At 75.4% G+C, this 24,718-nt stretch carries 19 protein-coding genes; 14 read left to right on the forward strand and 5 right to left on the reverse strand.

What is annotated here, in order from left to right:
- Nucleotides 1-43 precede the first annotated feature (43 nt).
- From BL253_RS09905 to cobJ, 7 genes are read left to right on the forward strand one after another with little or no spacing between them, the layout of a single operon-like run.
- Nucleotides 44-1,579: a cobyrinic acid a,c-diamide synthase CobB gene (locus BL253_RS09905; protein ID WP_076815711.1), complete on the forward strand. Its 1,536-nt coding sequence runs from the start codon at nucleotides 44-46 to the stop codon at nucleotides 1,577-1,579.
- The gene (locus tag BL253_RS09910) at nucleotides 1,566-2,660 is read left to right on the forward strand and encodes a cobalamin biosynthesis protein (protein ID WP_241834675.1); all 1,095 of its coding nucleotides are present in this window, start codon (nucleotides 1,566-1,568) and stop codon (nucleotides 2,658-2,660) included. The genes BL253_RS09905 and BL253_RS09910 overlap by 14 nt, the downstream gene beginning before the upstream one ends.
- A complete protein-coding gene (locus BL253_RS09915; protein WP_076815713.1) occupies nucleotides 2,657-4,219 on the forward strand; it encodes a cobyric acid synthase in 1,563 nt (520 codons plus the stop codon). Before BL253_RS09910 ends, BL253_RS09915 begins: the two co-directional genes overlap by 4 nt.
- Nucleotides 4,216-8,070, forward strand: coding sequence for a cobaltochelatase subunit CobN (locus BL253_RS09920; protein WP_076815715.1), 3,855 nt, complete (start codon nucleotides 4,216-4,218; stop codon nucleotides 8,068-8,070). Before BL253_RS09915 ends, BL253_RS09920 begins: the two co-directional genes overlap by 4 nt.
- Nucleotides 8,067-9,536: a nitrite reductase gene (locus BL253_RS09925; protein WP_076815717.1), complete on the forward strand. Its 1,470-nt coding sequence runs from the start codon at nucleotides 8,067-8,069 to the stop codon at nucleotides 9,534-9,536. The genes BL253_RS09920 and BL253_RS09925 overlap by 4 nt, the downstream gene beginning before the upstream one ends.
- Nucleotides 9,536-10,183 carry a precorrin-8X methylmutase gene (locus BL253_RS09930; RefSeq protein ID WP_076815719.1) on the forward strand — a complete coding sequence of 216 codons (648 nt, stop codon included), beginning with the start codon at nucleotides 9,536-9,538 and terminating at the stop codon, nucleotides 10,181-10,183. The genes BL253_RS09925 and BL253_RS09930 overlap by 1 nt, the downstream gene beginning before the upstream one ends.
- A complete protein-coding gene (gene cobJ, locus BL253_RS09935; protein WP_081438188.1) occupies nucleotides 10,180-11,847 on the forward strand; it encodes a precorrin-3B C(17)-methyltransferase in 1,668 nt (555 codons plus the stop codon). The genes BL253_RS09930 and cobJ overlap by 4 nt, the downstream gene beginning before the upstream one ends.
- Here cobJ and cobF read toward each other — a convergent pair.
- The 4 genes from cobF to mftA all read right to left on the reverse strand — a co-directional run bounded on the left by cobF (nucleotide 11,789) and on the right by mftA (nucleotide 14,338).
- Nucleotides 11,789-12,556 (reverse strand): precorrin-6A synthase (deacetylating), encoded by a 768-nt coding sequence (gene cobF, locus BL253_RS09940; RefSeq protein WP_241834676.1) that lies wholly within the window; start codon nucleotides 12,554-12,556, stop codon nucleotides 11,789-11,791. The two genes, cobJ and cobF, sit on opposite strands and share 59 nt — an antisense overlap.
- A gap of 17 nt (nucleotides 12,557-12,573) precedes the next feature.
- The gene (mftC, locus tag BL253_RS09945) at nucleotides 12,574-13,782 is read right to left on the reverse strand and encodes a mycofactocin radical SAM maturase (protein WP_081438206.1); all 1,209 of its coding nucleotides are present in this window, start codon (nucleotides 13,780-13,782) and stop codon (nucleotides 12,574-12,576) included.
- A 65-nt stretch (nucleotides 13,783-13,847) separates the two neighbouring features.
- Nucleotides 13,848-14,198, reverse strand: coding sequence for a mycofactocin biosynthesis chaperone MftB (gene mftB, locus BL253_RS09950; RefSeq protein WP_198946232.1), 351 nt, complete (start codon nucleotides 14,196-14,198; stop codon nucleotides 13,848-13,850).
- An 11-nt stretch (nucleotides 14,199-14,209) separates the two neighbouring features.
- The gene (mftA, locus tag BL253_RS09955) at nucleotides 14,210-14,338 is read right to left on the reverse strand and encodes a mycofactocin precursor MftA (RefSeq protein ID WP_076815723.1); all 129 of its coding nucleotides are present in this window, start codon (nucleotides 14,336-14,338) and stop codon (nucleotides 14,210-14,212) included.
- 232 nt (nucleotides 14,339-14,570) lie between these two features.
- Here mftA and mftF point away from each other — a divergent pair, with 232 nt between their 5' ends.
- From mftF to BL253_RS09990, 7 genes are all read left to right on the forward strand, one after another.
- Entirely contained in the window at nucleotides 14,571-16,181 is a 1,611-nt protein-coding gene (mftF, locus tag BL253_RS09960; RefSeq protein ID WP_198946235.1) for a mycofactocin biosynthesis glycosyltransferase MftF, read from the forward strand.
- A gap of 11 nt (nucleotides 16,182-16,192) precedes the next feature.
- Complete coding sequence (locus tag BL253_RS09965; protein WP_076815725.1) at nucleotides 16,193-17,407, forward strand: cysteine desulfurase family protein; 1,215 nt, start codon at nucleotides 16,193-16,195, stop codon at nucleotides 17,405-17,407.
- 209 nt (nucleotides 17,408-17,616) lie between these two features.
- Complete coding sequence (mnmA, locus tag BL253_RS09970) at nucleotides 17,617-18,693, forward strand: tRNA 2-thiouridine(34) synthase MnmA (RefSeq protein ID WP_076815727.1); 1,077 nt, start codon at nucleotides 17,617-17,619, stop codon at nucleotides 18,691-18,693.
- A 10-nt stretch (nucleotides 18,694-18,703) separates the two neighbouring features.
- Nucleotides 18,704-19,975 (forward strand): uroporphyrinogen decarboxylase/cobalamine-independent methonine synthase family protein, encoded by a 1,272-nt coding sequence (locus BL253_RS09975; RefSeq protein ID WP_076815729.1) that lies wholly within the window; start codon nucleotides 18,704-18,706, stop codon nucleotides 19,973-19,975.
- Nucleotides 19,972-22,281, forward strand: a complete 2,310-nt coding sequence (ligA, locus tag BL253_RS09980; protein ID WP_076815731.1) for an NAD-dependent DNA ligase LigA — start codon at nucleotides 19,972-19,974, stop codon at nucleotides 22,279-22,281. Before BL253_RS09975 ends, ligA begins: the two co-directional genes overlap by 4 nt.
- Before the next feature lie 277 nt (nucleotides 22,282-22,558).
- Nucleotides 22,559-23,263: a DUF433 domain-containing protein gene (locus tag BL253_RS09985; RefSeq protein ID WP_241834677.1), complete on the forward strand. Its 705-nt coding sequence runs from the start codon at nucleotides 22,559-22,561 to the stop codon at nucleotides 23,261-23,263.
- Nucleotides 23,264-23,265: 2 nt separating this feature from the next.
- Nucleotides 23,266-23,694 (forward strand): PIN-like domain-containing protein, encoded by a 429-nt coding sequence (locus BL253_RS09990; RefSeq protein ID WP_076815733.1) that lies wholly within the window; start codon nucleotides 23,266-23,268, stop codon nucleotides 23,692-23,694.
- A gap of 163 nt (nucleotides 23,695-23,857) precedes the next feature.
- Here the strand turns inward: BL253_RS09990 and BL253_RS09995 are convergent, their stop codons facing one another.
- Nucleotides 23,858-24,715, reverse strand: coding sequence for an SDR family NAD(P)-dependent oxidoreductase (locus tag BL253_RS09995; protein WP_076815734.1), 858 nt, complete (start codon nucleotides 24,713-24,715; stop codon nucleotides 23,858-23,860).
- Nucleotides 24,716-24,718 lie beyond the last annotated feature (3 nt).

Below are 24,718 nucleotides of genomic sequence, written 5' to 3' on the forward strand. Positions count from 1 at the left end.
CCTCAACAAGCGCCGCCGCCCCGGCCATGGCGCCGGCCCGGCGGTGAGGATCCCGCGGATCGTCCTCGCCGCGCCGGCCAGCGGAGCGGGCAAGACCTCCATCGCCACGGGCCTGCTCGCCGCGCTGCGGGCACGCGGGCTGGCCGTCTCGCCCCACAAGGTCGGCCCGGACTACATCGACCCGGGCTACCACGCCCTGGCTGCCGGCCGCACGGGGCGCAACCTCGACCCGTGGCTGGTCGGCGAGCGGCGGATCACGCCGCTGTTCCTGCACGGCGCGCTGACACCCCGGCGCGCCGACGTCGCCGTCATCGAGGGGGTCATGGGCCTGTTCGACGGGCACGCGACCCGCGCCGGGTTCGGCTCGACGGCGCACGTCGCGACGCTGCTGGCGGCGCCCGTCGTCCTGGTCGTCGACGCGCGGTCGGCCGGCCGGTCGGTCGCCGCGACCGTCCACGGCTTCCGCTCGTTCGACCCGGCGGTGCGGATCGGCGGCGTCGTGTTCAACCAGGTCGGCACCGAGCGGCACGCCGAGATCCTGCGCGCCGCGATGGCCGAGATCGGCATGCCGGTGCTCGGCGTCCTCGGCCGGCGCGACAGCCTGGTCACACCGTCGCGCCACCTCGGCCTGGTCCCGGCCGCCGAGCGCGCGGCGCCCGCCCGCGCCGCCGTCGCCGAGCTCGCCGACGCGATCGGCGCCAGCCTCGACCTCGACGCGCTGCTCGCGCTCGCCGCGACCGCTCCTGACCTGACGGCCGAGCCCTGGGACCCCCGGGCCGACGCCGCCGGAGCCTTCGGGGTGCCCGGAACAGCCGAGGCCGCCGGGATCTCGGGCGCCGCGGAGACCTCCGGCGGCCTCGCGCCGACGGCGCCGACGCCGCCCGCGCCCGCGTCCGGGCGCGGGCGCGGGCCGCGGCCGGTTGTCGCCGTGGCCGGCGGGCCGGCGTTCACGTTCGGCTACGCGGAGACGCCCGAGCTGCTCGCCGCCGCCGGCGCAGAGGTCGCGCGCTTCGACCCGACGGCCGACGAGGCGCTGCCTGACGGCACGTCGGCGCTGGTCATCGGCGGCGGGTTCCCGCAGGTGCACGCCGGCGCGCTCGCCGCCAACGCCGCGCTGCGGGCCCAGGTCCGCGCGTTCGCGGCCACCGGCGCTCCGGTCGTCGCCGAGTGCGCCGGGCTGCTCTACCTGAGCCGCGCGCTGGACGGCGAGCCGATGTGCGGGGTGCTGGCCGAGGTGACGGCGGCCATGGCACCGCGCCTCACGCTCGGCTACCGGGAGGCCGTCGCGGCCACCGACTCGGCGCTCGCCGCGCGCGGCACGGTCGCGCGCGGCCACGAGTTCCACCGCACGGTCGCCGTCCCGCCGGCTGGCGGGATGGACGGCGCGCCGCGGGGATCGGCCCCCGCGTGGACATGGCGCGGCGCGGCCGGCGACGAGGTCGCGGAGGGCTTCGTCCGCGGCGGCGTCCATGCCTCCTATCTGCATACCCACTGGGCGGGGCTTCCCGGCACGGCCGCCCGCCTCGTCGCCGCGGCGCGCGCGGCCCAGGCGAACGGGTCCAACCGTGCCGCCGGCTGAACCGCCGACCAGTCGCCACGCCAGTGACCGGGTCGGTGTCCTGGCCGGGGGTTGGCGCGGCGTACGCGGTTCATCGGGCGCGACCGGGCCAGCCGCCACCGCCACCGCGGCGGCGCTCGTCGCCGGCGCGCTCGCGGACGCGGTCCTCGCCGACCCGGCCCGGTTCCATCCGGTCGCCGGCTACGGCCGCGCCGCGCGCGCGGCCGAACGCCTGCTCTACGCGGACTCCCGCCCGGCCGGCGTGGCGTTCGTCGCGGTCGCCGTCGGCGGGCCGGTGCTCGCCGCCGCCGCGGTGGACCACCTCCTGCCCCGGCCGGCGCGGCCGGTGGCGCTGGCCGCGGCGCTGTGGGCCGCGCTCGGCGGGACGTCGCTGCGCGCCGAGGCCAGGGTCATGAGCCGGCTGCTGACGGCCGGGGACCTGGCCGGCGGCCGGGAGCGGCTCGGGCACCTGTGCGGGCGCGACCCGAGCGGACTCGACGAACCGGAACTCGCCAGGGCCGCGATCGAGTCGGTGGCGGAGAACACCGCGGACGCCGTGCTCGGCCCACTGGTGTGGGGAGCCGTGCTCGGCCTGCCCGGCGTCGTCGGCTACCGGGCCGTCAACACCCTCGACGCGATGGTCGGGTACCGCTCCGAGCGTTACCTGCGCTTCGGCTGGGCCGCCGCCCGGCTCGACGACCTCGCGAACCTGGCGCCCGCGAGGCTGTGCGCCGTGCTCACCGCGTTGACGGCCCCGGTCGTCGGCGGGTCGCCGCGCGAGTCGTGGCGGGTCTGGCGCCGCGACGGTGACAACCACCCGAGCCCGAACGCCGGCCAGTGCGAGGCGGCGTTCGCCGGCGCGCTCGGGACCACTCTCGGCGGGACCAACGTCTACGAGGGCGAGCCGGAGACCCGCGGCCGGCTGGGTGACGGCCCGCCGCCGCGCGGCGGCGACGTCGCCCGCTCGGGTGATCTGCTGGCGGCGGTGACGGCGGCCGGCGTCGCCGTGAGCGCCATGGCCGCCGCGGCCCTTGTCCGCACACGCCGGCGCCGGAGCGGGCCGCGGCGCCCGAGCGGGCCGCCGCGCCGGAGCGCCCCATGACCGGGGTGCGCGGCGCGCTGCTCGTCGCCGGTACCACCTCGGACGCGGGCAAGTCGGTGCTGACGGCCGGGATCTGCCGGTGGCTCGCCCGTCAGGGCGTGCGGGTGGCCCCGTTCAAGGCGCAGAACATGTCGCTGAACTCGTGGGTGACCGCCGACGGCGCGGAGATCGGCCGTGCCCAGGTGATGCAGGCGGCCGCAGCCGGCGTGGAGCCGGAGGGGGCGATGAACCCGGTGCTGCTCAAGCCGGGCGCCGGGCACCGCAGCCAGGTGGTGCTGCGCGGCCGGCCGGTCGCCGAGGCGGGCGCGCTCGACTACCGCGCGCTGAAGGGGCGGCTGTTCGGTGAGGTGCTCGCGAGCCTCGCCGACCTGCGCTCCCGGTTCGACGTCGTCGTCTGCGAGGGCGCCGGCAGCCCGGCCGAGATCAACCTGCGGGCGACCGACATCGCGAACATGGGCCTGGCCCGCGCCGCCGGCCTGCCGACGATCGTCGTCGGCGACATCGACCGCGGCGGGGTGTTCGCCGCGATGTACGGCACGCTCGCGCTGCTGGAGCCGGCCGACCAGGAGCTGGTCGCCGGGTTCGTCGTCAACAAGTTCCGCGGCGAGCGCGCGCTGCTCGAGCCGGGGCTGGACATGCTGCGGGCGCTCACCGGCCGGCCCACGCTCGGCGTGCTGCCGTGGCGCGACGGGCTCGGGCTCGACGTGGAGGACTCGCTGGGCCTGCCCGCGCCCGGCGAGACCAGGGGCGACCCCGACGGATCGCTGCGGGTGGCCGCCGTGCGGCTGCCGTTCCTGAGCAACTTCACCGATCTCGACGCGCTCGCGGCCGAACCCGGCGTCGCGGTGCGCTACGCCGACCGGCCCGAGGACCTCGACGCGGCCGATCTCGTCGTGCTTCCGGGCACCCGGTCGACGGTGGCCGACCTGGGCTGGCTGCGCCGGCGCGGGCTGGACGGGGCGCTCGCCCGCCGCGCGGCCGCCGGGCGCCCCGTGCTCGGCGTCTGCGGCGGCTACCAGATGCTCGCCGCGACGATCGTGGACGACGTGGAGAGCGGCGCGGGCCGCGTCGACGGCCTCGGGCTGCTGCCGGTCACCGTCCGCTTCGCGGCCGACAAGACCCTTGGCCGCCCGAGCGGCGTCGCCTATGGCCAGCCCGTGCGCGGCTACGAGATCCACCACGGGGTGGCGACCGCGCACGGCGGCGAGCCGTTCCTCGACGGCTGCCAGGCCGGCGCCGTCTGGGGCACCACCTGGCACGGCGCGCTGGAGAACGACGGCTTCCGCCGGGCGTTCCTCGCCGACGTCGCGGCGTCCGCCGGCTCGCCGTGGCGGCCGCGCGGCGAGGTGTCCTTCGCGGCCGTCCGGCAGCGGCGCCTCGACGTCCTCGGCGACCTCGTCGCCGGCCACCTCGACACCGACGCGGTGCTCGGGCTGCTGGCCGGCGGGCCGCCAGCCGGCCTGCCCTTCGTCCCGCCCGGCGCCCCGCCGAGCGCCATGTCCGCGCCAGGAGCCGACCGCTCGCGTGGATCTCTGCCAGAACAGGGGAGCCAGCTGTGATCGTCCTGCTGTCGACGTCCGACACCGACCTGTCGTGCGCCCGCGCCACCGGGGAGGACTACCGGCTGGCCAACCCGGCGCGCCTCGACGTCGCCGACCTGCCACGGCTGCTCGACGGCGCCGACGTCGTCGTCCTGCGGCTGCTCGGCGGCCGGCGGACCTGGCCGGATGGGGTCGACGCCGTGCTCGCCAGCGGCCTGCCGGTGGTGGTGCTCAGCGGGGAGCTCGTCCCCGACGCCGAGCTGATGGAGCTGTCCTCGGTGCCCGCCGGGGTGGCGGCGCAGGCACACGCCTACCTCGCCCACGGGGGAGTGGACAACCTGCGCCAGCTGGCCCGCTTCCTGTCCGACGCGCTGCTGCTGACCGGCCTCGGGTTCGACCCGCCGGTGCCGACCCCGCCGTGGGGCGTCCGGCCCAGGCCCGCCTCGGGCGCGGCCGGCGCCGCCGCGCCAGGCGACGAAGGGGCACCGAGCGACGAACGGGTATCGGGCGACGAAGGGGTATCGGGCGACGAAGGGGCGTCGGGCGAGGGCGGCGAGCGGCGCCCGACCGTCGCGATCCTGTACTACCGGGCGCATGAGCTGGCCGGCAACACCGCGTTCGTGGACGCGCTCGCCGACGCGGTCGAGGCGGCCGGCGGCCGGGCGCTGCCGGTCTTCTGCGCGTCGCTGCGCACCGCGGACTCCGGGCTGCTCGCCGAGCTCGGCCGGGCGGACACGCTGGTGACGACGGTGCTGGCCGCGGGCGGAGCCGGGTCCGCCGCGAGCCCCGCCGAGGTCGGGGCGGGCGGGCGCGACGAGGACTGGGACATCGGCGCGCTGGCCGACCTGGACGTGCCGATCCTGCAGGCGCTGGCCGTGACGTCGTCGCGGGCCCAGTGGGCGGCGAGCGACGACGGCCTCTCGCCGCTGGACACCGCGACCCAGGTCGCCATCCCCGAGTTCGACGGGCGGATCATCACCGTCCCGTTCTCGTTCAAGGAGATCGACGCCGACGGCCTGACCCACTACGTGCCCGACCGGGAGCGGGCCGCCCGGGTCGCCGGCCTCGCGGTCCGCCACGCCCGGCTGCGCCACGTCCCGAACGCGGACAAGCGGATCGCGCTGGTGCTGTCGGCGTACCCGACCAAGCACGCCAGGATCGGCAACGCGGTCGGCCTCGACACCCCTGCCAGCGTGCTCGCGCTGCTGAGGGCGATGCGGGACGCCGGCTACGACGTCGGACCGGCCGACGGCCCCGACGCCCTGCCCGGCCTCGCCGCCGATGACGGGGACGCGCTCATCCACGGCCTGATCGCCGCCGGTGGCCAGGACGAGGACTGGCTGACGGCCGAGCAGCTGGCCGGAAGCCCCGTCCGGGTCCCCGCCGCCGTCTACCGCTCCTGGTTCGCGACGCTGCCGACCGAGCTGCGCGCCGCCGTCGAGGAGCACTGGGGCCCGGCGCCAGGGGACCTCTTCGTCGACCGGTCGTCGGACCCGGATGGCGAGATCGTGCTCGCCACCGTCGCCGCCGGTAACGTGGTGATCCTCATCCAGCCGCCGCGCGGGTTCGGGCAGAACCCGATCGCCATCTACCACGACCCCGACCTGCCGCCGAGCCACCACTACCTGGCGGCCTACCACTGGCTGCGCCACGGCCCGGGCACGCCCGGCGCGGCGCTCGGATCCGGATCCGGATCCGGATCCGGATCCGGATCCGGGTTCGGGTTCGGCGCGCACGCCGTCGTGCACGTCGGCAAGCACGGCAACCTCGAATGGCTGCCCGGCAAGGCGGCGGCGCTGTCCGCCGGCTGCGCGCCCGACGCCGCGCTCGGCGACCTCCCGCTGGTCTACCCGTTCCTCGTCAACGACCCGGGCGAGGGCACCCAGGCGAAGCGGCGGGCGCACGCCACCATCGTCGACCACCTGGTGCCGCCCATGGCCAGGGCCGACAGCTACGGCGACATCGCCCGCCTCGAGCGGCTCCTCGACGAGCACGCGCAGATCGCCGCGATGGACCCGGCGAAGCTCCCCGCGATCCGCGCGCAGATCTGGACGCTCATCGAGGCGGCGAAGCTCGACCACGACCTCGGCCTCGCGGACCGGCCGCACGACGCCGAGTTCGACGAGTTCATCCTGCACGTCGACGGCTGGCTCTGCGAGATCAAGGACGCGCAGATCCGCGACGGCCTGCACGTCCTCGGCCTGGCGCCGACCGGCGAGGCGCGGATCAACCTGGTGCTGTCGATGCTGCGCGCCCGCCAGCTGTGGGGCGGCGCCGTCGCGCTGCCGGGCCTGCGCCAGGCACTCGGGCTCGGCGAGACGGAGGGGACGGCGCGCACCGACACGGTCGAGGCCGTCGCCCGGGCCCTCGTCGCGGGCCTGGAGGACCGCGGCTGGGAACCGACGGCCGTCGCGGAGGTGGTCGCCGAGGTCCTCGACCCGCCCGCGGGCGGGGGTGAGGCCGGGAGCGGGACCGAGATCGGGAGCGGGACCGAGATCGGGAGCGGCGTCGACCGGGACGCCGTGGCCGCGGTGCTGACCTTCGCCGCCACCGAGGTCGTGCCGAGGCTCGCCCGCACCACCGACGAGATCGACCGGACCCTGCACGCGCTCGCCGGCGGCTACGTTCCCGCCGGCCCGAGCGGCTCGCCGCTGCGCGGCCTGGTCAACGTGCTGCCGACCGGGCGCAACTTCTACGCCGTCGACCCGCGCGCGGTCCCCAGCCCGCTGGCCTGGGAGACCGGGCGGGCGATGGCCGACTCGCTGCTGGCCCGCCACCTCGCCGACACGGGCGAGTACCCGCGCTCGGTCGGCCTGTCCGCCTGGGGCACGTCGGCGATGCGGACGTCCGGCGACGACATCGCGGAGATCCTCGCCCTGCTCGGCGTCGCCCCGCTGTGGGACGAGGCCTCCCGGCGGGTGCGCGGCCTGGAACCGATGCCGCTCGCCGAGCTCGGCCGGCCCCGCATCGACGTCACCGTCCGGATCTCCGGGTTCTTCCGCGACGCGTTCCCGCACGTCGTCGACCTGCTCGACGACGCGGTCCGGCTCGTCGCCGACCTCGACGAGGACCCCGAGCACAACTACGTCCGGGCGCACGCCGACCACGACACGGCCAGCCACGGGGACCGGCGCCGGGCCACCACCCGCGTCTTCGGCTCGAAGCCGGGCGCGTACGGCGCCGGGCTGCTCCCGCTGATCGACGCCGGTACCTGGCACGACGACGGCGACCTGGCCGAGGTGTACGCGGCCTGGGGCGGGTTCGCCTACGGCCGCGGCCTCGCGGGGCGGCCGGCCCGCGACGACATGGAGGCGGCGTACCGGCGCATCAGCGTGGCGGTGAAGAACACCGACAGCCTCGAGCACGACATCGCCGACTCCGACGACTACTTCCAGTACCACGGCGGCATGATCGCGACGGTGCGGGCGCTGACCGGGCGCGGGCCCCGGGCCTACATCGGCGACTCGACCCGGCCCGACGCGGTGCGCACCCGCACGCTCGGTGAGGAGATGGCCCGGGTGGTCCGAGCCCGGGTGGTCAACCCCCGCTGGATCGCCTCGATGCGCCGGCATGGCTACAAGGGCGCCTTCGAGCTGGCCGCGACCGTCGACTACCTCTTCGGCTACGACGCGACCGCGGGCGTGGTGGCCGACTGGATGTACGAGGCCGTCACCCAGGCGTACGTCCTGGACGAGGAGAACCAGAAGTTCCTGGCGGACTCGAACCCGTGGGCGCTGCACGGCATCGCCGAGCGGCTTCTCGAGGCCGTCGACCGCGGGATGTGGGAGGCGCCCGAGCAGGCGACCCTGGACGCGCTGCGCGACGTCTACCTGCGCGCGGAGGGCGACCTCGAAGGGCGCGCGCCGTGAGCCCCGGGCGGCCCCGGGCGGACCGCTGTCCCGGCGCCCTCGTCCTGCACGAGGCGGCCGACGGCGGGCTGGCCCGGATCCGGCTGCCGGGAGGCCTCGTCGGCGGCGGGGTGCTCGCGGCCCTCGCCGCGCTCGCCGAGTCGTTCGGTGAGCACGGCGCCGTCGAGCTCACGTCACGGGGGAACCTGCAGCTGCGCGGCGTGCCGACGAGCCGGAGAGCCGAGCTCGCCGACCAGGTCGCCGAGCTCGGCCTGCTGCCGTCGGCCACGCACGAACGGGTCCGCAACATCGTCGCCTCGCCCTTCGCGGGCCTGACCGGCGCTGGTGTTGGCGCTGGCGCCGGCTCGTCCGCCGGTACGCCGCCGGCGGGTGGCGACGGTGTCCCGACGGCGGGCGCGCGGCTGGAAGACCTGGTGCGCGGGCTCGACGAGGCGCTGTGCGCCGACCCGGAGCTCGCCGAGCTGTCCGGCCGCTTCCTGTTCGGCCTGGACGACGGGACCGGCGACATCGCGGCCCTGGCGCCGGACGCCTGGGCCGCGCCCGCTCCGGAGGGGCACTGGTGGGTCGGCCCGGCCGGCGTGGCGGTCGATGACTCGGGCGTGGTCGGCGAGCTGCTGGCCGTGGCGCGCGCCTTCCTGCGCGCCGCCGGCACCCGAGACGCCGCGGGTACCAGGGGTGACGGCTCCTTCTGGCGGGTCCGCGACCTTCCCGACGGCGGCGCGGAGCTCGCCGCCGGGCTGCGCGCCGGCCGGCCCGCCGCGCCCCGCCCGGCCCCCCGCCCGGCCGCGCACCCGGTGGGGGTCTGGCGGCGCCCTGACGGAGGGCACGCCGCCGCCGTTCACGTCCCTCTCGGCCGGTTGACCCGTCCGGCGGCCGACCTGCTCGCGACCGTCGTGACGGCCACCCGCCCGGGAACCGGCCAAGCCCAGGCCAGCCCCCGTGGTGAGCCGCCGCTACGGATCACTCCGTGGCGCTCGGTCGTCGTACCCTGCCTGAAGGACCCGCCGTCCTTCGCCGCCCGCGCGCGACGGACGGGCCTGGTCACCGACCCGGCGTCGATCTGGACGCGGGTCACCGCCTGCGCTGGTCGTCCCGGCTGCGCGAGCGCGCTCGCGGATGTGCGTGCCGACGCCGCACGCGCGGTCGCCGCCGGCCTTGTCGCCCCGGTCGCCCTGATCGACGGTGCGCCGGCCGATGGTGCGCCGGTGGGCGGTGCGCCAGCCGACGGCGCGTCGGTGGGCGGTGTGCCGGCCGATGGTGCGCCGGCCGACGGCGCGTCGGTGGGCGGTGTGCCGGCCGGGGGCATCCGGGCCCGCGACATGCCGCCGGCCCCTACGGGTGCCCGGGCGCACTGGAGTGGCTGTGGGCGCCGCTGCGGGCGGCCGCCCGGGCCGCACGTGGAGATCGTCGCCGGCCCGGCCGGCTATCTGGTCCGCGCCGCGGGCGCCGAACCGAAGGAGTCCTGATGGTGACCGGCACCAGCCCGCGTTACGACTACGAGCACGACGGGGCGGCGATCTACCGGCAGTCGTTCGCGACGATCCGCGCCGAGGCGGACCTCGCGGCCTTCCCCGCCGACCTGGAGCACGTCGTCGTCCGGATGATCCACGCCTGCGGCATGGTCGACCTGCCCGCGGACGTCGAGGCCAGCCCCGGCCTGGTCGGCGTCGCCCGCGCCGCGCTGCGCGCCGGGGCGCCGGTGCTGTGCGACGCGCGGATGGTGGCCAGCGGGATCACCCGGCGCCGGCTGCCCGCCGACAACGAGATCGTCTGCGCGCTCGGCGACGAGGGCGTCCCGGAGCTCGCCGCCCGGCTTGGCACCACCAGGTCCGCGGCGGCCCTGGAGCTGTGGGGCGACCGGCTCGCCGGCGCCGTCGTCGCCGTCGGGAACGCCCCGACCGCGCTGTTCCATCTGCTCGAGCTGCTCGGCGCCGGCGCGCCCCGGCCTGCCGCCGTCCTCGGCCTGCCGGTCGGATTCGTGGGCGCCGCCGAGTCCAAGCGCGCCCTCGCCGACAACCCGTTCGACCTGCCCTACCTCGTCGTACACGGCCGCCGCGGCGGCAGCGCGATGACGGTCGCCGCCGTCAACGCGATCGCTTCGGAGGCACTTTGACCACCCGACCGGTCCCATTCGCTCCGGAGCCAGCCGACGCGAGGAGCGGGCCATCCGCCGGAACGCTGTACGGCGTCGGCGTCGGACCGGGAGACCCGGAGCTCGTGACGGTGAAGGCCGCCCGGCTGATCGGCGGGGCCGAGGTCGTCGCGTACCACGCGGGCAGGCCCGGTCGGTCGCTCGCCCGGGCCAGCGCGGCCCCGTACATTCCCGCGGGCGCCGTCGAGGAGGAGCTCGTCTACCCCGTCACCCGTGGTGGGACGGACCACCCGGGGGGCTACCAGGGGGCGATCGGCGAGTTCTACGAGCGGTCCGCGGCGCGGCTGGCCGCCCATCTGGCCGCTGGCCGGGACGTGGTGCTGCTCGCCGAGGGCGACCCGACGCTGTACAGCTCGTTCACCCACATGCAGCGCCGGCTCACCCCGAGGTTCCGCTGCGTGATCATTCCGGGCGTGACGTCCGTGTCCGCGACCGCCGCCGCCGCGGGCGTCGCCCTGGTCACCGGGGAGCAGACGCTCGCGGTGCTCCCGGCGGCGACACCGCCCGACCGGCTCCGCGCGCTGGCCGGCGAGGCGGACGGGCTCGCCCTGATGAAGGTGCGGGGCGACCTCGACGGGGTGCGCCGGGCGCTCGTCGGCGCGGGGCGGCTGGACGGCGCCCTGCTCGTCAGTCAGGCCAGCCGCGAGGGCGAGCGAGTCACCGCGCTGCGCGACCTGGCCGCGGACGAGGACGTCCCGTACATGTCGATGGTGCTGGTGCCCGGCCCGGCCGCGCCACCGGCCCCGGCACCGGCACCGGCCCTGAGCCTGGCCACCGCCGACCTGGTCACGTCCCCGGCCGTGACCCTGGCCGCGGCCGGCGACGCCGAGTGTGCCGGTGCCGCCGTTGCCGGGACCGGCTCCGTCACGGTCGTCGGGCTCGGGCCGGGTGGCGACGACTGGCTCACGCCGGAGGCCGCGGCCGCGCTGGCGGCGGCCGACGACGTCGTCGGGTACCGGACCTACGTCCGGCGCGTCCCCGCCCGGCCAGGCCAGCGCAGGCACCTTACGGACAACCGGGTGGAGGCGGAGCGGGCCGTCTTCGCGCTCGACCTGGCCCGGCGCGGCCGCGGCGTCGCCGTCGTCTCCTCCGGCGACCCGGGGGTGTTCGCGATGGCGTCGGCGGTGCTGGAGGCGCGCGCCGAGGCCGGCTACGGGGACGTGCCGGTCCGCGTGCTGCCCGGGGTCACGGCGGCGAACGCCGTCGCCGCCCGGGTGGGCGCGCCACTCGGCCACGACTACTGCGTCGTTTCCCTGTCCGACCAGCTGAAGCCCTGGTCGCTGGTCCTGCGTCGCCTGCGTGCCGCCGCGGCGGCCGACATGGTGCTCGCGCTCTACAACACCGGCTCGAAGACCCGGCGGGACCACATCGACGAGGTCCGCGCCTGCCTGCTGGAGCACCGCGGGCCCGACACCCCCGTCGTCGTGGGACGGGCGGTAGGCGGACCCGGCGAGCGGGTCGAGGTGGTCCGGCTCGCCGACCTGTGCGCGGACCACGTCAACATGCGCACCCTGCTGATCGTCGGCTCGTCCAGGACCTGCTGGGACCGCGAGGCCGGCACCGTGTTCACCCCGCGCCATCACGACGGGGAGCTGGGCGGCGACGCAGCAGGTAGACGTCCATGATCCAGCCCTTGCGGGCGCGGGCCTCCTGCTTGACGGCCGCGATCTGGGCGCTCAGCTCGGCGAGCGGGCCGGCGAGGGCGATCTCGTCGGCGGCGCCGAGGTAGGCGCCCCAGTAGATGTCCCAGTCGTCCGCGTCGAGGGTCCGCCACGCCGCGGCGCCGTCGAGCATGACGACGACGGAGTCGTGGCCGGCCACCTCCGCGGCCAGCCGGCGGCCGGTGGTGATGTGGACTGAACCGCCGACGGTGTTCAGGGGGATCCGGTGCCGGGCGGTCAGCGCCTGCACGCTGGAGATACCGGGAACAACCTCGACGTCGACGTCGACCAGTCCGCGTTCCCGGATGTCGTCGAGGATGCGCAGCGAGCTGTCGTAGAGGGCCGGGTCGCCCCATACCAGGAACGCGCCCCGGCCGCCCTCGTCGAGCTCCGTCAGCAGGGCGTCGGCCCACACCGCCGCGCGCGCCGCGTGCCAGCGGCGCACCTCGGCCCGGTAGTCGGCGGGTGCCCGGTCCCGCTCCGGCTCCTCGACCTCGACCACCCGCAGGCCGGGCCCGGCGTACACGGCGCAGACCTGGGCACGCAGCGCGTTCAGGTCGGCCTTCGCCTCGCCCTTGTCGACGGTGAACAGGACGTCGGCGCTCGCCAGCGCGCGACTGGCCGCGTGCGTGAGCGACTCCGGGTCGCCAACCCCCATCCCGATCAGCAGCACGACCCGCCGCGACACGGCTAAAGGACGGCGAGGGGTAGGCGGCGGCGCTTGCTGTGGTCGTTGTCGATGATCGGGAGGCTGTTCGGGTTGACGGCGGCCAGCGCCGTCTCGCCGTGGCCGAGCACGCATTCCGGGTCGGGGCCGTCCATCGGCAGGCCGGTGAAGAACTTGGCCGCCATGCAGCCGCCCTGGCAGGCGTCGTAGTGGCCGCACGAGGTGCACGCGCCCGGGTTGTCCGGCTCACGCAGCTCGGTGAACAGGTCGGAGGACCGCCACACCCGCGCGAACCCGCCCTCGTCGAGCACGCTGCCGGCGCGGAAGTGCTCGTGCAGCGCGAACGGGCAGGCGTAGACGTCGCCCACCGGGTCGATCAGGCAGACCACCCGGCCGGCGCCGCACAGGTTCAGCCCCGGCAGGGCCTGGCCGTAGGCCGCGAGGTGGAAGAACGAGTCCCCGGTGAGCACCTCGGGCCGGGCGATGAGCCAGCCGTGCAGGTCGCGCTGCTGTGCCGCGGTCGGATGCAGCCGCGCCCACGAGTCCTGGCCGCGCCCGGACGGGCGCAGCCGGGTGACCCGCAGCTCGGCGCCGTGGTCCGCGGCCAGCGCGGCGAACGAGTCCAGCTGGGCGACGTTGTGCCGGGTGACGACCACCGACAGCTTGAAGGCGCCGAAGCCGGCGTCGGCCAGGTGCCCCATGGCCGTGCGGGCCCGGTCGTACGAACCGAGGCCACGGACCGGGTCGTTGGTCATCGCGTCGGCGCCGTCGAGGGAGATCTGGACGTCGACGTAGTCCAGCGCCGAGAGCCGGCGGGCCTTCTCCGCGTCGATCATGCCGCCGTTGGTCGAGAACTTCACCCCGACGCCATGGTCGACCGAGTACTCCAGCACCTCGAAGAAGTCGGGCCTGGTCATCGGCTCGCCGCCGCCGACGTTGACGTAGAAGACCTGCAGCTCGGCCAGCTGGTCGACGACCGAGCGCATCTGGGCCGTGTCGAGCTCGCGCGGGTCGCGCCGCCCGGACGACGACAGGCAGTGCACGCACTGCAGGTTGCAGGCGTACGTCCACTCCCAGGTCAGGCAGATCGGCGCCTCAAGCCCTCGCAGCAGCTCCTGCTGCAGCGACGAGCTGGCCGGCGCCGGGGCGAGCGCCGGAGCCGGGGGCGCGAGGGCGGTGGTGACGCCTGCGGGCGCACCGGCGCTCGGCCGGGCCAGGTCGGTGATGCTCACTGCGGCCTCCGTCGGGCTGGAGCTGGGCGGACGTGGAGCGGAAGGGAAGCGGAGGAACCGAACGGTCAGCGCTGCTGGACGAAGCCGGTCTCGACGAGCCGGGCCAGCGCGCGTTCGACGGCGGCGCGCTTGGGGGCCGGCACGGCGGCCAGCGCGTCGCCCGCCGACGGCGCGTCGGCGAGCGCCCGGACGACGGTGACCAGGTCGACGTCCCTGAGCAGCGACAGCCGGCGGGTGTCGTACGAGTAGGCCAGCGCGCCGAAGCGCTCCGGGCGCAGGGCGACCTTCGGATGCAGCCGGTACGGCCGCGCCGGGTCGAAGGACGCCCCCGACGGCCGGGCGAGCGCGTGCGCCGGGGTCGGGGCGGCGGACGTGGGCGCGCCTTCCGGCGCGCCCACGGGCGTCATGGCGGTCATGCGCGGCAGGTCTAGTAGACGCCGCACATGCCGTCGATGGAGACGTCCTCGACGAGGAGGTCCTCCACGATCGGCTCGGCCGGGGCGCTGGCCTCGGTGGTCGCGGGCGCGATGTCCGTCGTCGGGGCCGACGAGTCCATACCGTTTCCTCCTGTGAGTCGAGTGCTGCCTGGAACGGGTACTGACGTGGTGCGGGACGTGACCGTGGCGCTGCGCGCGCGGATCCGTGCTCGGCTGGTCGACGGCGCTGACGTGCTCGGCGGTGGCCTCCGGGTGACCGGCCCAGGCCGGGAGGCCAGGACGGCAGYCCGTCGAGGGGACGCGGCGGTACTCGGACCGCACGGTGGCTCGGCGTCGACCTCGGCGCCCGCGATGGCGCCCTTGCCCGCGCCGCCTCCGTCAGTGTCGAGCCCGTTGCCCGCGTTGTCCCCCGTTCCGCCGCTGCCAGCGGGCTTCCATGTGCAGTGTGACCCGGAAACCACCGTTCTGTCGCGCGGAAAGGTGTTGTTAGGTGGTTCACCCCTGCGCTTTGTGACGTTGTCCGCTGCTGGTGGCGGCGTTTGGGAAGCTCTGCTGGCCGGCCGGCCGGTGGGGGAGGCCGGGCCGGGCGCGGGCGCGCTCGCCCGGCGGCTCGTCGAGGCCGGCCTGGCCCACCCGGTCCCGCCGGCACCGTCTCCGGGGCGCGCGGTCGACGTGACGGCCGTCATCCCGGTCCGGGACCACGCCCGCGGGCTGGGACGACTGATCGCGGCACTGGCCGGCCGTTGCGCCGAGGTGATCGTCGTCGACGACGGCTCGACGGACGGCACCGGCGAGACGGCCGCCGCGGCCGGCGCGAAGGTGCTGCGCCACGAGCGGCCGCTCGGCCCGGCCGCCGCCCGGCTGGCCGGCGCGGCGGCCGCGACGACGCCGCTCGTCCTGTTCTGCGACGCGGATGTGCTCCCGCCGAACCCCGACTGGTTCGGCCTGCTGCTCGGGCACCTCGCCGACCCCGCCGTGGGGGCGGTCGCGCCGCGGGTCGCGTCGCCGGTGCCGCCCGGTGCCCGGGCCGGGCTGCTGGCGCGCTACGAGAGCGCCCGCTCGCCGCTGGACCTCGGGCCCCGCCCGGCCGGTGTCCGGCCCGGCTCGCGGGTCTCGTACGCGCCGTCGGCGGCGTTGCTGATCCGCCGCGAGCTGGCCGCGTTCGACCCGGCGATGCGCTACGGCGAGGACGTCGACCTCATCTGGCGGATCGTGGGCGCCGGCTGGTCGGTCCGCTATGAGCCGGCGGCTGTCGTGCACCACCGGCCGCGCGCGGACTGGGCCGGCTGGGCGCGGCAGCGGTTCGGCTACGGCTCGTCGGCCGGACCGCTGGCCGCCCGTCACCCCGGCCCGCTGCGGCCCGCCGGCCAGGCCGCCGCCGTGGCCGCCGCCGCGCTGGCGATCGCGGCGGCACCGGCGTCGTCACCAGCCGGGGGCCGGCCCTTGGCGCGCCCGGGAAATCCGGCGAAGCGGGCCCTCTCGTCCGTCGGCGCGCCGCCGCCTCGCCGACGGGTCCCACACCGCCGTGAGGTGTCCGGCGCGGTCGCGGCGGTCACGGTGGGCCGGGGCGCGGTCACGGCCGTCCGGCTCGCGCGGCGCCTGGCCGCGGCGCCGCGGCCGAACCGGCTCGCCTGGGTGATGGTGATCGCCGGGCGTCGGTACGCCCTGGAGGCGGCCGCCGACAACATCCGGCGCGGCTGGTGGCCGGCGCTGGCCTGGAGCCGGCCGGGACGGCTGGTGGTCGCCGTGTCCGTCGCCGTCCCCGCGGCCAGGGACTGGTGGGTCACCCGGCCCGACGTAGGCGTCCTGCCCTACACGCTGCTCCGGTTCGCCGACGACGCCGCCTACAGCCTGGGCGTCTGGTGGGGCTGCGCGCGGGCGTGGACCGCGCGTCCGCTCCTGCCGGCCGGCCGTCTCCCGGCGGGTGGCCGACGGGGTGGGAGGCCGGGCGCTCGCGGCTAACCTGTTGAGTTGTGAACTACCTCGACCACGCGGCGACGACGCCGATGCGACCGGAGGCGCTCGCCGCGTGGACGGCGGCGCACGCCCTCGCCGGCAACCCGTCGTCCCTGCACGCCGGCGGCCGCCGGGCGCGCCGGGTCGTCGAGGAGTCGCGTGAGTCCCTGGCCACCCAGCTCGGGTGCCGGCCATCCGAGCTGGTCTTCACCGGCGGCGGGACGGAAAGCGACAACCTCGCGCTGAAGGGCCTGTACTGGGCGCGCCGGGCGGATGACCCGCGCCGGCGCCGGGTCCTGGTGAGCGCGGTCGAGCACCACGCCGTGCTCGACCCGGCGCACTGGCTCGGCCAGACGCAGGACGCGACCGTCGAGCTGCTGCCGGTCGACGAGACCGGGCTGGTCAGGCCCGAGACGCTCGCGGCGGCGCTCGCCGACGGGCCCGACGGCCCGGACGACGTCGCCCTGGTATCGGTGATGTGGGCGAACAACGAGGTCGGAACGGTGCAGCCGGTCGCGGAGCTAGCGGCGGCCTGCCATGTCCATGGCATTCCCTTCCATACCGACGCGGTGCAGGCGTTCGGGCAGGTGCCGGTCTCGTTCGCCGAGTCCGGCGTGGACGCGATGACGGTGACCGCCCACAAGATCGGCGGCCCGGTCGGGATCGGCGCCCTGGTGCTGCGCCGGGGCCTGACCGTGACCGCGCTCACCCACGGGGGTGGGCAGGAGCGCGACGTGCGTTCCGGCACGCTCGACACCGCCGGCGCCGCGGCCTTCGCCGCCGCCGCCTCGGCCGCCGTCCGTGACCTGCCGGCCGAGGCGCGGCGGCTCGCCGCGCTGCGCGACGGGCTCGTCCGCCAGGTGCTGGCCAGGGTCCCCACGGCGGTGCTCAACGGCGCGGCGCCCGGCCCGAGCCGACTGCCCGGCAACGCGCACCTGAGCTTCCCCGGCTGTGAGGGGGACTCGCTGCTCATGCTGCTCGACGCCCGCGGCATCGAGTGCTCGACCGGCTCCGCCTGCACCTCCGGGGTGGCCCGCCCGTCGCACGTCCTGCTGGCGATGGGCACGGGCGAGGAGACCGCCCGCGGGTCGCTGCGGTTCTCGTTCGGGCACACCTCGACCGAGGCCGACGTCGCCGCGGTCGCCGAGGCGATCGCCCCGGTCCACGAACGCGCCAGCCGAGCGGGCGAGCTCCTGCTTCCCCACCGATCCGCCAGCGACGACCTGACCTGATGACGTACGTCCGGCTGATTTGGGGCAGGGGCGGATCGGCGGGGACCCCTCGCCTGGCTCACCGGGAAGAAGYCGGCGGGCCAGACAGGAGAAGGTTCGCGGCTGTGACTCAGGCCGAATTCCGGTTGCCGCGTCAGGCATGCTGGAAGGCGACGCGATCGACGGACACCGCCGGTCCAGGAGACGGAGACACCGGGGAGGTGGCGTGAATGCGGGTGCTCGCCGCGATGTCGGGCGGGGTGGACTCGGCGGTGGCCGCGGCCCGCGCCGTCGACGCCGGCCATGACGTCACCGGGGTCCACCTGGCGCTGTCGCGCTCCCCGGACGCGCAGCGCTCCGGCGCCCGCGGCTGCTGCACGGTCGAGGACGCCCGCGACGCCCGCCGCGCCGCCGACGTGCTCGGCATCCCGTTCTACGTGTGGGACCTCGCCGACCGGTTCGAGACCGACGTCATCGAGGACTTCGTCGCGGCCTACGCCGCCGGCGCCACCCCGAACCCATGCGTGCGGTGCAACGAGCGGATCAAGTTCTCCGCCGTCCTGCGCCGCGCGCTGGCACTCGACTTCGAGGCCGTCGTGACCGGCCACCACGCCCGGCTGTCCGCCGACGGTGTRCTGCGCCGCTCGGTCGACCCGGCCAAGGACCAGTCCTACGTACTCGGCACCCTGCGCCCCGAGCAGCTGCGCCGGGCGATGTTCCCACTGGGGGACACCACCAAGGACCTGGTGCGGGCCGAGGCCGCCGCCCGCGGGCTCGGCGTCGCGGACAAGCCGGACAGCCACGACATCTGTTTCGTACCGTCCGGTGACACCGGTGCCTGGCTGCGGGACCGGCTCGGTTCCCGCCCCGGCCCGATCGTCGACGCCGCCACCGGTGAGACGCTCGGTGAGCACGACGGCGCGTTCGCGTTCACCGTCGGCCAGCGCCGCGGCCTGCGCCTCGGCCGCCCCGCGCCCGACGGCCGCCCCCGCTACGTGCTGGACATCTCCCCGGTGACCTCGACGGTGACCGTCGGCCCGGCTGAGGCACTCGACGTCTGGCGCCTCACCGCCGACGCCGCCGTCTGGCCACACGAGGACGGCGTCGACGTCGACTGCGCCGCCCAGGTCCGCGCGCACGGCGACGCCGTGCCAGCCGTCGTCACGGCCCGTGACGGCGAGCTGCTCGTCCACCTGCGCGAGCCGGTCCGCGGCACCGCCGCCGGCCAGGCCGTCATCCTCTACGACGACGACCGCGTCCTCGGCGGCGGCCACATCCTGCGCACCGGGAGCGAACCCGAGACATAACTTGGATCTCATGACGACTGATGGCGGGACGGCCGGGGCGCCCGAGGTGGCGCTGTGGCCGGCAGGGGCGGCGACGGGTGTCGGGTCGCTGCCGGGCATCGATCCGCTGGCGGCCGCGAGACTGGTGTTCGACGAGCTGCCGGACCTGCCGCATCTGGTCGAGCTGCCGGGCCGTGGTCCGGGCGGGGACATGCTGGGCCGGGCCGCCGTGATCGCGCTGGACCTGCCGGTGGACCTGCAGCCGTCCGGCTGGCGGCTGGTGCCCCGGGTGGGCATGGACTACCGCCGGGCGCGTGGCCTGGTCGAGCACGACCTGGACGCGCTCGAGGAGGCGGCGCAGGGATACGCCGGCCCACTCAAGATCGCCGTCGCGGGGCCGTGGACGCTCGCGGCCGGCGTCGAGCTGACCCGCGGGCACAAGGCGCTGTCCGACGCGGGCGCGACCCGTGACCTGGCCGAGGCGCTGGCCGCCGGGCTCGCCGAGATGCTCGGCACCATCGCCCGGCGGGTGCCGGGCGCCAGGCTGCTCGTGCAGCTCGACGAGCCGTCGCTGCCGGCGGTGATCGCCGGCCGGGTGCGCACGCCGAGTGGGTTCTCCGTGGTGCGCGCCGTCGACGAGGGCCCGGCCGCCGAGCGGATCGCCCTGGTGCTGGCGGCCGCGAGCGGGGTGGGCGGGGTGGTCGGGGCCGGGGTGCACTGCTGCGCGCCGGACGTGCCGTTGGAGCTGCTGCGCAGGGCCGGTGCCCAGTTCGTCGGCCTGGACGCGACGCTGCTGTCCCAGCGGGCGGACGAGGCCATCGGCGAGGCGGTGGAGGCCGGGCTGCGCCTGATGATGGGGGTCGTGCCGTCGACGGACCAGCCGGGCGCGTCACCGCCGCCGTCCCCGTCCGCCGGGGTCACCGCGGACGCGGCGGCTGACAGCGGGCCGCGTCGGCGGGCGGTCGCCGCGGCGGCCGCGTCGGGAGCCAGGGCGTCCGCGCCGAACGCGGCGCGCGGCGCGGCCGGGCGGCTCGGGCTGCTCGACGACGGGGACGGCGGCCAGGGGGACGGCGGCGGCGACGGCGGGGCGGATCGGCGCGGGCCGGAACTGTCGGACCCGGGTCGTACGGTTGACCCGGTCCGGACGTTGTGGCGCCGGCTCGGATTCCGTCCCGAACAGCTCGCGGAGGTGGTCGCGGTGACCCCCACGTGTGGACTCGCCGGTGCCAGCGAGCGATACGCCCGCCTGGCGATGCGGCACTGCCGGGCGGCGGCCCGGGTGCTGGTGGAGTCGCCGGAATGAGCGCGGCCGAGGCGCCGCCGACCGGCGCCGAGGAGGACGAGGTCGCCGCGGGCGGGGTCCAGGAGGGCGCGGCCGAGATCCCGGCCGAGGCCAGGGCGCGGGCCGCCGAGCTGACTCGGCAGCTGGACGAGTACGCCTACCAGTACTACGTGCTCGCGCGGCCGACCGTCGCGGACGCCGAGTACGACGTGCTCTACCGCGAGCTCGTCGCGCTGGAGGAGCGCCACCCGTCGCTGCGCACCCCGGACTCGCCGACCCAGAAGGTCACCGAGACCCCGTCCGACCTGTTCGAGCCGGTGACGCACCTGGAGCGGCTGCTGTCGCTCGACAACGCGTTCGACGAGGACGAGTTCCAGGCCTGGGCGGCGCGGGCCACCCGGGAGGCGCCGGTCGACGCCTGGCTGTGCGAGCTGAAGATCGACGGGCTGGCGGTCGACCTCGTCTACGAGGACGGCGTGCTGGTGCGCGCCGCGACTCGCGGCGACGGGCGGGTGGGGGAGGACATCACCGCCAACATCCGCACACTCGCGAGCGTGCCGGCGCGGCTGCGTGGGGCGAAGGTGCCGGAGCTGCTCGAGGTCCGCGGTGAGGTGTTCTTCCCGGTCGCCGCCTTCAAGGCGTTCAACGAGTCGGTCGTCGCCGCCGGAAAGGCGGCATATGCCAACCCGCGCAACACCGCCGCCGGCTCGCTGCGGCAGAAGGACCCGCGGGTGACCGCGACGCGTGGGCTCGCGATGTACGTGCACGGCATCGGCGCCCACCGCGGCTTCGACGTGCCCTCGCAGTCGGCGGCCTACGAGGCGTTCGCCCAGCTGGGCCTGCCCGTCTCGCCGCGCTACCGCGTCCTCGGCTCGATCGACGAGGTGCTCGGTTACATCCGCGAGTGGGGCGAGCACCGCCACGACGTCGAGCACGAGATCGACGGCGTCGTCGTCAAGGTCGACGCCTTCACGCTCCAGGGCCGGCTCGGGGCCACGTCGAAGGCGCCGCGCTGGGCGATCGCCTACAAGTACCCGCCGGAGGAGGTGACGACCCGGCTGAAGTCGATCGAGGTCAACGTCGGCCGCACCGGCCGGGTCACGCCGTTCGCCGTCCTGGAGCCCGTCGTGGTCGCCGGCTCCACCGTCGGCCTCGCCACCCTGCACAACGCCGACCAGGTGAAGGCCAAGGGCGTCCTCATCGGCGACATGATCGTTCTGCGCAAGGCGGGCGACGTCATCCCCGAGGTCCTCGGCCCGGTCGTCGACCTGCGGGACGGCACCGAGCGCGAGTTCGTCTTCCCGACGCACTGCCCCGAGTGCGGCACCGAGCTGGTCCGCCCCGAGGGCGAGGCCGACACCCGCTGCCCGAACACGGTCGCCTGCCCTGCCCAGCGCCGGGAGGCGGTCATCCACATCGCCTCCCGCGGCGCGCTCGACATCGACGGCCTCGGCGACGAGAGCGCGGTGGCGCTGCTGGACGCCGGCCGGATCGACGACATCGCCGGCGTCTTCCACCTCGACGAGCGCTCGTTCGTCGGCATTCCGCTGTTCGAGCGGTTCGAGACCGTCCGCGACGAGAACAACAAGCCGGTCAAGGGGCCTGACGGCAAGGCGGCGCTGCGCCGGGCGGTGCCGGGCAAGAAGGTCGAGCAGATCCTGCGGGGCGTCGAGGCGGCCCGTCACCGGCCGCTGTGGCGGCTGCTGGTCGGCCTGTCGATCCGCCACGTCGGCCCCGCCGCCGCCCAGGCGCTCGCCCGCGAGCTGCGCTCGATCGACGCGATCCGGGCGGCCACGCTGGAGGAGCTGTCCGTCGTCGACGGGGTCGGCCCGACGATCGCCGCCGCGGTCGTCGACTGGTTCGCCGACCCGCGCCATGTCGACCTGCTGGAGCGGCTGCGCGCCGGCGGTGTGACCCTCGCCGACGAGGGTGCCGACGAGGGCCCGCGCCCGCTCGCCGGCGTCACGGTCGTCATCACCGGGAGCATGGACGGCTGGACGCGCGACTCCGCGACCGAGGCGATCCAGAACCTCGGCGGCAAGGTGAGCGGCTCGGTCAGCAAGAAGACCAGCTTCGTCGTCGCCGGCGAGAACGCCGGCTCCAAGTACGACAAGGCCCTCTCGCTGAAGGTCCCCATCCTCGACGCCACCGGCTTCGCCGCCCTCCTCGACAACGGCCCCGAAGCCGCCCAGGCCCTGGCCACCATCGGCGACCCCTCAACTACCGCCGAAGCCCCCGAGACCGGGGAGGCATCCAAGGCGGAGGAGGCCCCCGAAACCGCTGAAGCCTCCGTGACCACGGAACAACCAGCAGAAGCCAGTTCCTAACGAGCTTCCTCCGCCACGGCTTTGATGCGATCACATTGCCGGGAGACCGTCAGGCTCTGGTCTTGACGGCGGTGGTAGAGATTCGCCGCCACTGATGCGTCGATCCGATGAGAGCGCCCTGCCCTGCCCCATCTTGCACTGATACTGTCTGACCAGACAGTGCCTGAGTGGGCAGGGTCCTCGGGTGGCCGAACCAGTCGTGGAGCGTGAACAGATGSCCGAATTGGGAAGGGCTGGTCGGCGTCGATTGCCGGTCAGGGGAGGCCATGATGTTGGCGTGGCTGTCACTGTGCTGGATCGGGAGATCTACTCGCTGGGGGAGGCGGCGCGTCTGCTGTCGGTGAAGCCCCCRCGGCTGCGCGCGTGGGTCGATGGCTATACCCGCGGGCAGACCCACTACGAACCGGTGATCCGGTACGAGCGAACGGGCAACGAGTTGCTTACCTGGGGGGAGTTCGTCGAGGCCGGCTATCTGAGGGAGTACCGCGTTCGCGGAGTTTCTCTCCAGAAGATGCGCGTGGTCGTGYAGCGCCTCCGGGAGCGACTCGGCGTGCCCTACCCACTCGCGCACGCCCGGCCGTATGTGTTCCAGCGCGACGTCGTGCTCGAGGTCCAGGAGGAGATCGGTCTCGACAGCGGCCTGGCCATGGTTCGCCGGGTGCGGGACGGYCAGCTGGTGCTCGCGCAGAAGGCACAGGACTTCTTCGAGAAGGTCGAGTTCGCACCCGGTCTTGGTGCCGACGACGACGATGAGGCCGTGCGYCTTCGCCCGGACCCGTCTGCTCCGCAGGTCGTACTCGATCCGCTGCGTGGCTTTGGCTCCCCCGTCGTTCGGAACACCCGGACGGCCAATCTGTACGAGCTGTGGTCCGCTGGCGAGTCGATCGCCGAGATCGCCGAGGCCTACGAGCTTGCTGGTGGCGACGTCGAAGCGGCGGTCCGCTATGAGAGCCGCCTTCGGGACCAGGAGGCCGCGGCCTGACCATGGACGACGCTGGCGCCCTGCGACCGCGCTTCTTCGTCGACGAGAACACCCTTCCGCTGGGTAGGGCGCTCGCCGCCGTACGGGCCGACGTCCTGCGCCCTGGTCACCTGCGCTGCCCGGTCGAAAAGGGCGCGCTGGACACCATGTGGCTGCCGTATGTGGGTGGCACGGGACTGGCGCTGCTTACCCGGGACGTCCGGATCCGTCACCGGCCGGCGGAGAAACGCCTCTTCCTGGCTCACGGCGTAAAAGGTATATTCCTCACCAAAKCCGGCGGCATGACTCGTTGGGAAATGCTGCGCATGGTTGTTCAACATTGGGAAGGAATCGAGCTGCTCGACGGCCGGCCCGGTCCGTGGGTCTACTCTCTTACCACCGCTGGCCTCCGGGAACTCAAGCTCCCCACCTCGCCATCCGATCGGGCCTGACAGGGCGCGAGTGGCCCGCCGCCCGCATCGGCGGGTCCAACGATGAGTCAGGCGTAGCGCGTCACTGGTGACGCGCTACGCCTGACTCATCTCCAGAACTCGCGTCCAGAATCCGTGCCGTGGCTGGCGTAGAAACGAGCTAGGCGCTACGCGGACGTGCGGCTCAGCGGGCGAGGAGGCGTTCGGCGCGGACGAGCAGACTGGGGTAGACGGAGGGCAGGAGCCGGACGAGGCGGTCCAGGGCGCGCGCGTCGGAACCGACCAGGATGCGTTTCCGGCCGCGCTCGACGCCGTGGATGATGACCTCCGCGGCCATGTCCGGCGGCATCCTGAGCAGCTTCCGCTCGTAGAGGCGCTGACGCCCGTGGAAGAGCTCGAGTTGTTCGGCGGTGAACGACGCCGGCGCGGCCGCCGAGCGCGCGATGTTGGTGGCGACGCCGCCGGGGTGCACCACGGTGACCCGTACGGGATGCCCAAGGCTCAGCATCTCGGCGCGGACCGACTCGGTGAAGCCGCGGACCGCGAACTTGGACGTGCAGTAGGCACCAAGGAACTGCTGAGCCACAATCCCGTTCAGGCTGGAGATGTTGACGAGGTGGCCGTCGCCCGACTCGATGAGGCGCGGCAGGAACTCCCTGGTRCAGGAGACGACCCCGGAGAGGTTGACGGCGAGYACCCTTTCGAACAGCTCGTGTTCGGTGTCGAGAAAACCGGCGCCACCGGCGATTCCGGCGTTGTTGTACAGCTGGTGGACGACCCCGAAATGGGCGTGGACCTCCTTGGCGTACCCGGCGACCGCCCCGCGGTCGGCGACGTCGACAGGGTGTGAGTGGACGTCGGCCCGCAGCGCGCGTGCCGCCTCCACGGTTTCCGCGAGCCCGTCCTCGTTGACGTCGCACACCGAGAGCCGGCCGCCCCGCCGCGCGATGGCGAGCGCGAGGGACCGGCCGATTCCYGAGCCGGCGCCGGTGACGACGGCGACCTTGCCGCGGAGCGTGGATGTGGTGGACACGGGGGGCATGTG

It is taken from the genome of Pseudofrankia asymbiotica, assembly GCF_001983105.1.
In the GTDB taxonomy this organism is placed as follows: Bacteria; Actinomycetota; Actinomycetes; order Frankiales; family Frankiaceae; genus Pseudofrankia; species Pseudofrankia asymbiotica.

Excerpts from the sequence above, each read along its gene's own strand:
- BL253_RS09915 (WP_076815713.1), top strand. The coding sequence starts at position 2,657 with ATGACCGGGGTGCGCGGCGCGCTGCTCGTCGCCGGTACCACCTCGGAC.
- BL253_RS09930 (WP_076815719.1), top strand. The coding sequence starts at position 9,536 with ATGGTGACCGGCACCAGCCCGCGTTACGACTACGAGCACGACGGGGCG.
- mftB (WP_198946232.1), bottom strand. The coding sequence starts at position 14,198 with ATGACCGCCATGACGCCCGTGGGCGCGCCGGAAGGCGCGCCCACGTCC.
- mftA (WP_076815723.1), bottom strand. The coding sequence starts at position 14,338 with ATGGACTCGTCGGCCCCGACGACGGACATCGCGCCCGCGACCACCGAG.
- mftF (WP_198946235.1), top strand. The coding sequence starts at position 14,571 with ATGGCGCCCTTGCCCGCGCCGCCTCCGTCAGTGTCGAGCCCGTTGCCC.
- BL253_RS09975 (WP_076815729.1), top strand. The coding sequence starts at position 18,704 with ATGACGACTGATGGCGGGACGGCCGGGGCGCCCGAGGTGGCGCTGTGG.
- ligA (WP_076815731.1), top strand. The coding sequence starts at position 19,972 with ATGAGCGCGGCCGAGGCGCCGCCGACCGGCGCCGAGGAGGACGAGGTC.